Origin of the sequence: Hyalangium minutum (assembly GCF_000737315.1) — a bacterium.
GTDB classification, from domain to species: Bacteria; Myxococcota; Myxococcia; order Myxococcales; family Myxococcaceae; genus Hyalangium; species Hyalangium minutum.
Genome location: NZ_JMCB01000002.1, coordinates 214,249 through 226,569 on the forward strand (window position 1 = coordinate 214,249; position 12,321 = coordinate 226,569).

Below are 12,321 nucleotides of genomic sequence, written 5' to 3' on the forward strand. Positions count from 1 at the left end.
AAGGCGAAGCGTGGGTGCAGCGGATAGAGTCAGTGAACGGGACGGGCGTGGGCTTGGAAGCGCTCAGCCACCAAGGACAGGAGAGAGGCGGACGTAGCGGCGGCCTTGGACTTGCTCGAGCATGAATGCAGCGACGTCGGCCCGGGAGATGCCTTCGGGAACTTCGGCCCAGCCGACGGAGACTTCGTAGTTTCCGCGGGCAGGCTCATCCGTCAGCCACGTGGGCCGGACGAGCACCCACTCCAGGGGCAACCCGCGGATGGAGTCCAACTGCTGCTCCCAGGCATTGACGCCGGGCGTTCCAAGGAACGGGGCGAGCAATCTGCCCAACAGCCCTCGGCGAACCCAGCCTTCCTTTTTCGGCGGAGGAGCCAGGCAGATGAGCCGATAGACCCGGTACTTCTGCATCGCAGCCACGATGTTTTCCGTGGCTTTGAGCAGCGCTTCAGCCCCCTTGCGCCCTGGGAACCCGAGCGCGGAGAGCACGGCTCTTTGCCCTAGCATGGCCGCATCCACCGCGTCTGGATTCAGCACATCGCCTTCGATGACATGGAGTTTGGGATGCCTCGCCGGCAGTGCTCTTCGGTCCCGTACGAAGGCTGTGACGGTATGCCCCGCGGACAAGGCCTGATTGACCACGTGGCGCCCCGTTCGCCCCGAGGCTCCAAAGACGAGCAATGGGACTGGCAACTCCTCGGCTTTCTGTTCACGGGTCGGTCCGTAGGCAACCGTGTTCCCGAGTCCAATGACGGAGACGGTAAACATGTCGTCTGGCTTGTCCATGGTGAACACTCCTTGTTCATGGGGACTACGGCCGGACTTCCGCTGTCTGCGCGGCAGGAACAGGGGGCACGCCCATCGGCTTCGGCTGGAGCGGTGCCTCCAGGGGGGTTGGAGAGGAGGCAGGCGTCCAGAGCTTCGCGCCCGCCAGTAGCTCCGGCTCCATCAGCTTCACCCACAGCGAGGGGATCGTCCCCACCAGCCGGGCATTCTTCACTGCAAGCACGCGCTGGGCCTGCGCGCGCCGGTACAGCAGCGGCGGCAGCGAGGGCTCTTGAGGATCCAGGTTGTGCATCACCACCTGCTCGTCGAGCACGATGCCCTCGGGCTTCACGGCCAACGTCGAGGTGAACTCGACCTTGCGCTGCAGGCCGTTGGGCAGCGTGAGCGTTTCCTCTCGGCTCAAGGGGAACCACGCAGGGCCCAGGCAGGATCCATCCTCGCTGCTCGACACGGCCTCGGCGAAGAAGCGGCCCTGGCGCAGCGGCAGCACGCGCGCCATGCGGCGGCAAACGGGCGGACCCTCATCCGTGCAGACATCCCCCTCCGCCACCAGCACGGTGATGTCCCCGGCCTGCTCCAGGCGCAGGCGCGACTGGCGCGGGTAGGCGCGCAAGCTTCCCAGCGCACGGACGACAAAGCCTTGCGAGGTCCGCTCGACCAGCCCGACAGGCCCCAGTCCCTCTCCATTGTCGAACCGGCGTGCGACGACCCAGACCAACCGGAGGTCGGCGCGCACGGTTTCCAGCACGAGATCCTCCTCGGTGAGCCGTCCCGGAGGCGGGAGCGCCTTGGGCTCCGGGCCGGACTCGCGGCACTCCGCCGCCTCGGGCTCCCGCCACATGACGGGTACTCCCGAGCAGTCCACGGTGGGAGAGGGAGCAACACCCTGCTCGCGGCTGAACCCATGCAACAGCAGGGCGAACCAGTCGTCCGGGGTGGGCACGATGCGATCGGACATCGCGGCCTCGGCGATGCACAGCTTGGGCTGAGGCCGCGTCGAGCAGGCGGCGAAGAGGCTGCAAAGTCCTGCGATGACAAGGATTGGCTTCGTGTTCATGAGGGTCTCAAGTCTGGAGAGGGGGGATCCAGTCGGCGGGCGTCGAGTGATCATGCAGCCCCCGGAACGGACAGCCGGTTCTGGCGATTCGTGCCCAGCCACGTGTCCCGGCCGAGCTTCGAGGCCCAGCCGGTAGTGAGGCTGAAGGTATGGGAGAGGCTCTCGGCGAGGATGAGCTCGAAGGTGTATTCGAGCGGATCCCGGACGAAGAGCGAGACGATCTCGCGCGCGAGCGGGTACAAGTCCCCGTCCGCCATGAGGCGGCGCCAGGCTCGCGGGGAGAGCGGGCCGATTTCCACCTGGAAGCGCCCCATGCGGTCGAATGCCCTGCCGCCTAGCAGCATGTTGCGCCCGAGCAGGTTGTTGACCACGCCCAGCTGCGCGCGAGCGTCGATGTCTACCCAGCGGCCCACGAACTGCCGGACGGTGACACGTGCACCCTCTAGTTCCTCGGAGAGCACCTCCTGCAAGGCAATCTCCAGCTTTTCGGCTGTGCGGATGCGGCTGACCAACAGGGAGGCGATCCGCAAGAGCCGCCAAGGCGGCAGAATCCCAGGCCAGGTTCGCTCGTACGTGTCGAAGCCCGACAGAGCCAGGAGGCGGCGGGACCACTGATCGGTGCAGCTCGCCGTCAGCTCGCGGGTAACGCGGTATCGCGATTCGATGCGATACAGGAGTGACAGGAGCCGGTGATGAAACAGGTCCAGGAACTCCCGCTGTGTCGCGTCATCCGGATCCTCCTGGGCCACCTCCTCAGCCATGAAGAGCGGCAGAGGCGAGGCAGAGCCTGTGAGTCCCAAGAAGGTCGTCGAGACCTCGAACAGGGGCCGCCGGCTGAACTCATCGTCCTGACGAACGGGCACCTGCCGGAGCACGACCGCACTGACATCGCTCGAAGAGAAACCGAGCGACGGATCATGCCGGAAGCGGATGCGCTCCTCGTTCACCGGCCCCAGCTCGCCTACGCGAGCTGCGTCCGAGGTGAGGCGCTCGAGGAACGCCACCAGCGGGAAGAACCCTGGCCGACGAGGCGCCCGGAGGATGATCTCCGACGCCTCTACAAGGTCAACTGGGAGCCGTTCCGCGGTGGCCACGTGTACTCCATGTGTGAAGGCTGGAGCCGGATGCCCAGCTCATTGAAGGAATTGACGGTCACGTTCGAGGCGAACAGCTCGTCGAGGATGCAGCCGAAGAGGAACGCGTCCCCGGCTCCTAGAAAGCTCGTCTCATCGAGCGCCGCCGTGACGCGGTTGCCGCGCAGCGGGCTGCCCTCGAGGAAGCGCGTCCCCGCTCGGACCTCGACGGAGCGGATGGCGTTGATGCGCAGCCGGGTGGCCCGCGCCGCCAGGTCATCCGTGAGCCCCTTGAAGTTGTAGAGCTCGAGCAGCCGGCGCAGCACCTCCACATCCGAGAGGGTCTGCTGGTTCACCGCCAGGTGAGAGAGCAGCCGCCAGTGGAGTTCCGTGCCGAGTGGCGCACGCGCGGGCCGGCTCACGGGGGAGATGTTCTTGAAGCGCGCGTTCGTCGGAGAGGTGATGGTGGGCAGGTGGACATCCCCCACCTGCAGCCGCGTGGGGAGCGAGCGGTGCGTACACGTGAGCTCGATGGACAGCGTCTCCTCCTCGATGGAGGGCATCACGTCCCGGGGCGTCTCCAGCGACAGATACGTGTCGATGCCGTCGTCAATGGGCGACGCCGCCCTGCGCAGGCGGTAGAAGGCAGGCTCCACGCCGTGCCCCGCGGCGTGGGCAAACTCGAAGAAGGGGCGGTAGGTGCGCCGCTCGTTGGCCCCGGCCTGCAGGCCGATGACCGAGTCCACCGAGAAGATCTCCATGTGCCTCGGCTCGACGCCTTCGGCGCGCAGGAGCTGGTCGTGGGACAGCACACTGTGGCGCAGAGGGTGCGCGGAGGCAGAGAAGAGGTTGACCGCAGGCGTGCAGTAGAGGCGGAACATCTCCTGGCCCACGCGCGCCTCCAAAGGGGGCGGGCGCTCGAACTGGAAGGCCAGCTCGAACCGGTCGCTCGCGATGTGCTTTGCGGCATCCAGCCCCCGTACCTCGAAGAAGAGGAACTTCTCCGGCAGGGTGAAGTACTCCTGGAGCTGCCGATAGCCCTCGGCGGAGCGAGGCCAGGGCAGCATGCGGAAATCCCGATCGAACCCCAGCGGGTGGATGGCCCGAGGTCCGAGCTGGACGGACTTCCCGAAGTCGTTGTTGACCTGGACGCCGCGGCAGTAGCGCAGCAGCCACAGGAGCATGAGGGCGCTGGTGGCCAGCTCGGCGTGGATGAACAGCCGCAGCCCCTCGGCCCGGAAGATCTCCGGATAAATCTGCTCGTGGGCCTGGAAGAAGAGCCGCAGCACGGGGGAGGTGACAGACGACTTGTCGAGCAGCGCCTCCTCCAGCGTCAGCGGGAGCAGCTCCACATCCGAGGTGGTGCGGAAGACGCACGAGGTGCCATCGAGCGGGCGTGCCCCAATCTCCACCCCGGCGGGGATGGTGGCCCGGCCGCGCAGCGCCTTCACCTGCGGGGTGAACTCGATGACGGTGGAGGCGGGGACGGGCCGCAGGTAGTGCGGCAGCAGCAGGTCCGTCAGGACATGGACCATCTCTGGCACGTCGTCGTCCACGCGCTCGCGGATGCGCGCCGTCAGGAAGGCGAAGCCCTCGAGCAGCCGCTCGACGTCGGGATCCGCGCCACGCTCCACGAGCATGCCCGCGACGCCGGGGTTGGCCAGGCCGAACGCGCGCCCCATTTCCCGGAGGTAGGCCAACTCGCTCAAGAAGTACTTGCTGAACATGAAATGCCCTCGGACTGCTGGCTCACCACAGATCGATTTGGCTGTTTCGCCCCAGCCGCGTGTAGAAGCGGATGGGCCGGCGGGAACCCCGGTGCACCAGTTGTGCGGAGACCTCGAACTTGAGGCTGGTGGGGTCCAGCTCGTCAGGAACGTGAAGGACGGCGACGTTCTTCAGGCGCGGCTCGTATTCCTGGATGGCCTGCCGCAGAGACATCTGCATCCGCTCGATGGCGGACGGGAACGTGTGGATGATGTCGTTGAAGTCCATGATGCCAAAGCCGGGCGCCGCCACGGACTCCCCCTTGCGGGTGTTGAACAGCACGCGCAGGTGCTGGGTGACCTCCTCGACGGGATCGCCCCGCCGCGAGGTATGCACATCGCCACTCTTGATTCGGGAGAAGAGGCCGCGGGTCGCCATGGGTGTGGAACCTCCAGGGGAGCGCCCGATGCCGAAACGGGCGCCCCCCTGAAGCGGGAGCTAGCGCTGCTGGCTCCAGGAATCCTCGTGCGTCACGCCACCGTTGGTGTACGTCCAGCTGATGGTGTGGAACACGAACGTGAGCTCCTCGAGGGCCGGATCCTTCGAGGTGGCCGGGACGATGGTGTCCGGCACCACGTGCTTGATGGTGTTGATGCGGCCCTGCTTGAACGTCGTCGTGTAGAACTGCTCCGTCGTGCCGTCACCGGTCGGGTTCGGGCGGAAGAACTTGAACGTCGCCTCGATGACCTGGTTCTCGCACAGCGCCTTCATCAGCAGCGGCGTGGACTTGTCGATGCGCTTACGGATGAGCAGCGGCTGGTACTGGCGCCGGCCCGTGGCGAGGCCGGAGCCGGACTCGCGCGCGGTGATGACGCCCTGCTCGTAGTAGACGCACTCGATGGAGCCTTCGCGGCCCAGGCTGACCTGGGTGCTCTCGCCCTTGATCTCCGTGCCGTTTGCCTTCAAGTAGAGATGTACTGTCTCGGCCATTTCTGCCTCGTTGGGACTGCGGGGTGGGTTGCTGAACCGGGCCCGTTGCCGGGCCCGGCGGTGATGAGGACTTCACCGGCTGCCTGGTGCGACGACAGCCAGTCCTCTCCCGCTCCAGAGGGAGCGAGGATCACTGCTTGTCGAGCTTGCCGACGAGCGACAGGGTGAAGGAGGCACCCATGTACTTGAAGTGGGGACGGACCTGGACGCTGCACCGGTACCAGCCGGGCTGGCCCTCCACGTCCTCGACGCTGACGCGCGCGTTGCGCAGCGGCCGGCGCGAGCGGACCGCCGGCGCCGGATCATCCATGTCCGCGACGTACTGGCTCAGCCAGTTGTTCAGCTCGCGCTCGAGGTCCGAGCGCTCCTTCCAGCTGCCGATCTGCTCGCGCTGGAGCACTTTGATGTAGTGCGCCAGGCGGGTCATGATGAACATGTAGGGCAACTGGGTGCTGAGCCGGTAGTTCGTCTCCGCCGCCTTGCCCTCGGGCGTACCGCCGAAGAGCTTGGGACGCTGCGTGGAGTTGGCCGAGAAGAAGGCCGCGTTGTCCGCGGACTTGCGGAACACCATGCCGATGAAGCCCTCCTCGGACAGCTCGTACTCGCGCCGCTCGGTGAGGAGCACCTCGGTGGGGATCTTCGTCTGGATCTCCCCCATGGCCTCGTAGTTGTGCAGCGGCAGGTTCTCCACCGCGCCGCCGGACTGCGGGCCGATGATGTTCGGGGCCCAGCGGAACTTGGCGAACGACGCGGCCACGCGGGTGGCCAGTGCCGTGGAGGCGGTGCCCCACAGGTATCGCTCATGGTGGCCGACGACGTCCTCGTTGTAGTTGAAGGACTTCACCGGCACGGTGGCCTCGCCGTAGGGCAGGCGCAGCAGGAAGCGCGGCAGGCACAGCCCCACGTAGCGGCTGTCCTCGCTGTCGCGGAAGGACTGCCAGCGCGCGTACTGAGGCATCTCGAACATCGCCTTCAGGTCCTTGAGGTTCGGCAGGTTGAGGAAGCTCTTCTCGCCGAAGAACTCAGGCCCCGCGTTGGAGATGAACGGCGCATGGGCCATGGCCGCCACCGAGGCGCACTTGGTCAGCAGCGCCATGTCCTGCGGGCCGGGCCCGAAGTCGAAATCCCCGCACATCAGCCCGTAGGGCTTGCCACCGAACACGCCATACTCGTTGGAGTAGACGAGCTTGTAGAGGCCGGACTTCACCGTCTCAGGAGCGTCCTCGAAGTCCTTGAGCAGGTCTCCCTTGGACACGTTGAGCATCTCCACGCGGATGTTCTCGCGGAAGTCCACCTTGTCGATGAGGAACTTCAGCCCGCGCCACCGGGACTCCATGGACTGGAGGGTGGGGTGGTGGAGGATCTCGTCCAGCTGGGAGCTCATCCGCCGGTCGATCTCGGCGATCATCGCGTCCACCAGCGCCTGGTCGATGCGCTCCTGGGGCCGATGGGGCGCCAGCATCTCGGTGATGAAGGCCTGGACGCCGCGGCGGGCCACGTCGTACCCCTCGTCGCGCGGCTTGAGCTTGGCCTCGGCGAGGATGGTGTCGAGCAGCGAGCCGTCGCTCTCCACCGTGGTCTTCGAGTCGTTCTTGAGCAGGTTCTTGTCGGTATTCATGGGTGGTTTTCCTCGGGAGGGGCTACTGCTTCGGCGCGCTCTTCTCGTCAGCCTTCATGCCGAGCTCGCGCATGAGCGTCTGGCGGCTGTCCGCGTCGTTGAGCAGGTCCTGGAGCTTGCGGCGGAACGCGGGGATGTTGCCCAGGGGGCCCTTGAGGGCGTGCAGCGCGTGGCGCAGCCGCAGCAGCTTCTCGAGCTCCGGCACCTGGTGGACGATGCTCTCCGGGTTGAAGTCGGAGATGTTGCGGAACTGCAGCGTCACCGGCAGCGTGGCGCCCTCTTCCTGGGAGAGCTTGTCCGGCACGGAGAGCGACACCTTGAGGTTCTGCTGCGCCATCACGTCGTTGAAGTTGTCCTTGTCGACGTTGATGGGAGCCCGCTCCTCGATGGGCCGCTCATCGGGCATCCCCGTGAAGTCCCCCATCATGAGGATCTTCAGCGGCAGCTCGACTTGCTCCTGCGCGTTGCCGGTCGCAGGTTGGTAGACGATGTTGACGCGCTCAGTGGGGGCTACGGAGGTTTCCTTGCTCATCTGCGGCCAATCCTTTGTTGGGTACGAGGGTTGAGGTGCGGACTGCGGTACGGCGGGTGAAAAGACAGACGGGGAGCCAGACGGCGCGCGGAGCGGCCGCGGAGTGAGGACTTCCGTGTGGACACGGCACCGCTAGGGCGAAGTCTTCGCGGTGACGATGGGCGGAGGGCAGCCCTGGACGGCCTGGGAGATGCCGGCGGGAGGGACCAGGCGCGGGTCCCGGAAGATCTGCAGCAGCCGCGAGGTGTTGCTCCCCGACGTGCCGAAGAAGGGGTTGGCGAGGCGCTCGGGACGCAGGTCGATGGAGATCTGCGCGTTGTTCAGATCGGGGACTTCCCAGGTGGCGGTGAAGAAGCGGCCGTCCGTGCTGGGCTCGATCTTCTTGGCGCGCTCCAGGAGGCGGAAGAGGCCCCACTCACCCGGCGCGTCGAGGTCCGCGGTGTTGCCTGAGGTGCTCACGATGTGGATGTGGGCGCCGAGCTTGCCCGCGGGACCCGGCCAGGTCATGGCCCTCCACCGGTCATCGGGGCCATTGCGGTAGAGTTCTTCGGAGCCATCCAGGGTCAGGGTGATCGATGCGATCTCCGAGGGAGCGGAATCCGCCGCGGTGCCCGGGCGCATGCGCACCATGAAGCGGACGAGCGGCTCCTGGGTGTCGCCGGGGAACAGCGTCATGGCGAGGTTGTTGATGCGCTCCAGGTAGGTGAGCAGCTCATCCTTGTACAGACCCATGCCAGGGGCGGTCTTCACCGCGAACACATGGCGCCTTCCATCCGGGAGCACCTCCTCGCTGAGCTGGGTCTGCAGGAACTTCCGGACCGTGCCCGTGGAGGGATGCAGGAACTGGGTGAACTCAGGCAGGGGCGCATCCAGCAGCGAGTCCTTGTTGAAGGGGTACCTGTTGGCCATCAGGGACACGAAGGGCCCGAAGATCTCGTCACACCACTTCCGGCTCTTCTTCTCGGCCACGTCTCGCCGGACGACCGTCCCCACCTGCTTGAGCGGAGGCAGAAGGATCTGCTCGAAGACGGCGTGAGCGCCTTCCTGGCTCTGAATGAGCAGCGAGACGGTGTTGCGGGTGGAGGTGATCTTCTCGATCAACACCATGGCCTCGTTGGGCTTGTCGCGCACCTCCTTCAGGGTGGTGAGCACCAGGTTGAGCTGGTCCTGGTAGGAGTCGAGCTGCGTCAGCTTTTCCTCGCCGTCATCAGTCGCCGAGGTCTTGGTGATGAAGGCCAGGATGGGGCTGAAGTTCTTCTCCACGGCCGCAGGGGTCAGCTCGGTCTCGCCTATCGAGGACTCGGGATCGACGAGCCGGGCAGGCCCCTCCTCCGTCGCGGAAGTGCCGGCGGGCTTGTTGAGGGCCTTGGAGATCAGCGCGGACAGCGTGTTGCCCGAGGCCACCTTGGGGCTCTCCAGATGAACGTTGTAGGCGAGCGTGCGGAAGAGCTTGCCAATGGGGGCTGGCTTGCCTCGTGTGAGGCTCTCGAGGAGCAGCTCCGTCTGGCTCCAGTCCTTGGGCTCCTCCACGCGGACGGAGTAGAGGAAGTCTGTCCACTCCTGGATGTACTGCTGGTAGTAGCGGGTGCGGAGCTCCGCGCGGTTGGCCTCCTCGTTCTCGCGGGAGTCCCGGTTGAGCACCCAGGCCTCGGAACCCTGGAAGGCCGAGTCCATTCGCGCACGGACCCACTCCTCCCAGGCCAGCCGCGTGAAGGCGCCGTTGACGCGCTTCGTCGCCCGCATGAAGGGGACGGCACCCACCGAGTCGCCCAGGGACACGCCCGGGTACTCACGGTTGGCCTGGCTGACGATGCGCTCCAGCTCCAGCGTTGCGAGCGGGACTCGGTTGAGGGCCCGGCGGGCGGAGATCACCACCCGCTCGTCTCGCGAGAAGGCCAGCTGGAGAGGGTCCGCCGCCAGCATGGCGATGTACGTCTGCGCGTGGCGGGTGATGGCTTGCTCGAGGCTCACCTCTCCGTTGCGATCGCGGATGTCCTCCCAGTGCCGGAGCATCTGCTTGACGATCCACGCCTGATGCGATTCATCGAGCGGTGGCTCGTTCGGAGGCCGGGGATAGGCAGGGTTGGGAGAGTCGGTGAGGTAGGTGATGAGCAGATACATCTTCAGATCATCGAAGTGCTTGCCGTAGGACTCGTTGCTGGGCTTCCAGTCCACCCGGTCCTGGTTCTGAGCGAACAGCTCCAGGTTCTGCCGGATGCGATCATGCTGACGGCCGAGGAGCAGCCACTTGAGCTGGCTGTTGTAGAAGGATTGGGCCAGCGCGAAGAGCTGGTCTCCCTTGTACAGGCCCAGGCGCAGCCACAGCGGTACGCCCTCTACCCGGTGCCGGTTCAGATCCGCAAGGTGTTGCTGCAGAGGGCTCAGCTCCTGGATGCGGCTGATGTCGTCGTTGGTCTCCAGCTTCACCGCGACAATGGTGTCGCGGACCTTACGGAGCATCTGCCGGTTCTTGAAGAAGGAGATCGTAGGCAGGGTCAGCAGCGCCACGGTGAAGGCGAGGCAGGCTCCCGCCACGGCGTAGCGGCGCTTGCGCCGGCGGATCTCTTCCATGGAGCTGATGACCGCGAGCTTCTGGTCCTGGAACATGACCTTGGTGAACACGTCCCAGAGGAAGAAGCTGCGGCTCTCCGAGGTCTGCTCGGGGTTGACGCGAGGCGCGGCGAGCGTCGGCTCGCTGGAGGAGGCAGAAGCGCGCGGGTCGGTGACGCGGTGCTCCTGGGAGCCGCTGGTGAAGTAGACGCCGCGCATGATGGGAGTGTCTTGGAAGACGTTCTCCATGAAGAGCGGCTGGATGAACTCCGTGAGGTTCTTGCGGATCGCGTGCACGCTGTGCGGGAACTGGTAGATGCGCTCGCGTGCCTCCAGCCGCCGCTCCTGGCCGATCCGCCGGACGGAGCGCTGCTCCAGGATGGCGGTGAGCTCGTCGAAGCGCTTGAGCAGCAGCTCGGTGGGCGCCTCGGGCTGAGCCGTCAGCGGCACGGTGAAGCCCCAGATCTGCCCTCGCTCGGAGCGAGGCAGGTCGGCGAACATCTCCACGAACCCGGTGAGCAGATCACACTTGGTGATCATCACGTAGATGGGGACCACGATGCGCAGCCGGGACGTCAGCTCGTCGATGCGCTCGCGCAGCCGCTGGCCCAGCTCGCCTGCGGCCTGGGGATCTGCGCCCATCAGCTCGCTCACGCTCACCGTCACGACGAGCCCATTGAGGGGCCGATAGGGCCGGTGCTTGCCCAGGGTGTCCAGGAACGAGATCCACTCATCCCGGTCTTCTTCCGACTCGACATAGCGGCCCGCCGCGTCCAGGAACACCGCGTCATTGGTGAGCCACCAGTCGCAGTGACGTGTCGGGCTCACACTTCGCCCGTTCCCACCGCCCCGGTTGGAAAGGTAAGGGAACTTCAGCCCAGAGTTGCGCAGGGCGGTGCTCTTGCCCGACTCGGTGGAGCCGATGACGAGGTACCACGGCAAAACCGTGAGCGCGTCCCGCCCACCTCGAGCGAGCTTGGACGTCTTCAGCGACGAGATGGCACGGGAGAACTCGGCCTGCATGGCCTCGATCTCCGGGCGGGCCTCGGTGCGAGGAGCTGCCTTGGCTGGCTGCGGCGCTGAGGCCTCCGGAGGCTTCTGTTCAGCCTGCTCGGCTTTCTTCCTCGCGGCGCGGGCGCGCCAGCGGCGGACCATGGAGACGATCAGTGCAAAGAACAACGTCACAGCCGTAGCGGCCAGTCCCAGCCAGACAGGTTGATGGAAGTACCAGGTGCCTCCCCAGATGAGGCCCAACAGCAGTGTGATGAGGAAGAAGAACTTCATGACTACTGCCCCCCCTTCGCGACGGTGGCCATGTGAAGCTCGATGTCGTGGAGCATGGTGGAGGCAGTACGATCGAGGGCGAGATAGAGGCCCCCATAGAAGAGGAGTGCCACGGCGACAGCCGCGAAGGCTGCGGAGGTGAGCGAGAGCCGGCGCTTGGCCAGGGCGAGGTTCTCGGACGGGCGGTCACCGTGAGGAGCAAGCAAGTCGAAGTCGAACGGCTGGGCTCGTTCCAGGTCCTTCTGGATGCTGTCAATGAGGCTCATCAGCTCCAGCTCGCCCCCTCGGATGCGGTAGCGACCCTGAAAGCCGAACAACAGACACAGGTAATAGACCCGGAGGACCTCGGCGCGGTGGGGATCCTTGCGGATGGCATTGACGCGGTTGAAGAAGCTGTCGCCGGCGACGGTCTCGTGGAAGTAGTGGAGTTGCAGCAGGTTGCTCATCCAGAACTGCCGGTACTGCTCGGGCTTGTTGAGGACGATGTCGTCCATCAGCGCCACGAGGGCGTAGCCCATGTCCTGTGCGTCCTGATGGCTGAACCCCAGCACCGCCGCGCGCCGGAGCACTTCGTCGATGACACCGCGGAGCCGGTGGTTCAGCACTTCCGGAGGGGGAATCTCAGCGGCCTCCGCGTGGCGGAGCCGGATGATGGTGTCGAAGCAGTCCTTCGTGGCCTCGTTGACTCGATCCATGACAGTTCCAGGGAGCTTTCAGGCAAAAGAGG

At 65.9% G+C, this 12,321-nt stretch carries 10 protein-coding genes; all 10 read right to left on the minus strand.

Annotation, left to right across the window (positions count from 1 at the left end; genetic code table 11):
• Positions 1-63 precede the first annotated feature (63 nt).
• Positions 64-783 (minus strand): NAD(P)-dependent oxidoreductase, encoded by a 720-nt coding sequence (locus DB31_RS04610; RefSeq protein ID WP_240486564.1) that lies wholly within the window; start codon positions 781-783, stop codon positions 64-66.
• A gap of 25 nt (positions 784-808) precedes the next feature.
• Positions 809-1,840 (minus strand): hypothetical protein, encoded by a 1,032-nt coding sequence (locus DB31_RS04615; RefSeq protein WP_052419713.1) that lies wholly within the window; start codon positions 1,838-1,840, stop codon positions 809-811.
• A gap of 50 nt (positions 1,841-1,890) precedes the next feature.
• On the minus strand, positions 1,891-2,934 hold the full coding sequence (gene tssG, locus DB31_RS04620) for a type VI secretion system baseplate subunit TssG (RefSeq protein ID WP_083968015.1): 1,044 nt from the start codon (positions 2,932-2,934) through the stop codon (positions 1,891-1,893).
• Complete coding sequence (gene tssF / locus DB31_RS04625) at positions 2,898-4,640, minus strand: type VI secretion system baseplate subunit TssF (protein WP_044182822.1); 1,743 nt, start codon at positions 4,638-4,640, stop codon at positions 2,898-2,900. Before tssF ends, tssG begins: the two co-directional genes overlap by 37 nt.
• Before the next feature lie 22 nt (positions 4,641-4,662).
• Positions 4,663-5,058 (minus strand): type VI secretion system baseplate subunit TssE, encoded by a 396-nt coding sequence (tssE, locus tag DB31_RS04630; protein WP_044182826.1) that lies wholly within the window; start codon positions 5,056-5,058, stop codon positions 4,663-4,665.
• Positions 5,059-5,118: 60 nt separating this feature from the next.
• Positions 5,119-5,610, minus strand: a complete 492-nt coding sequence (gene tssD, locus DB31_RS04635; RefSeq protein ID WP_044182829.1) for a type VI secretion system tube protein TssD — start codon at positions 5,608-5,610, stop codon at positions 5,119-5,121.
• 130 nt (positions 5,611-5,740) lie between these two features.
• A complete protein-coding gene (tssC, locus tag DB31_RS04640) occupies positions 5,741-7,228 on the minus strand; it encodes a type VI secretion system contractile sheath large subunit (protein WP_044182832.1) in 1,488 nt (495 codons plus the stop codon).
• A gap of 22 nt (positions 7,229-7,250) precedes the next feature.
• Positions 7,251-7,760: a type VI secretion system contractile sheath small subunit gene (tssB, locus tag DB31_RS04645; protein ID WP_044182835.1), complete on the minus strand. Its 510-nt coding sequence runs from the start codon at positions 7,758-7,760 to the stop codon at positions 7,251-7,253.
• Between the two features lie 132 nt (positions 7,761-7,892).
• Entirely contained in the window at positions 7,893-11,594 is a 3,702-nt protein-coding gene (gene tssM, locus DB31_RS04650) for a type VI secretion system membrane subunit TssM (protein ID WP_044182839.1), read from the minus strand.
• 2 nt (positions 11,595-11,596) lie between these two features.
• On the minus strand, positions 11,597-12,289 hold the full coding sequence (locus DB31_RS04655) for a DotU family type IV/VI secretion system protein (RefSeq protein ID WP_044182842.1): 693 nt from the start codon (positions 12,287-12,289) through the stop codon (positions 11,597-11,599).
• Between the last annotated feature and the right edge of the window lie 32 nt (positions 12,290-12,321).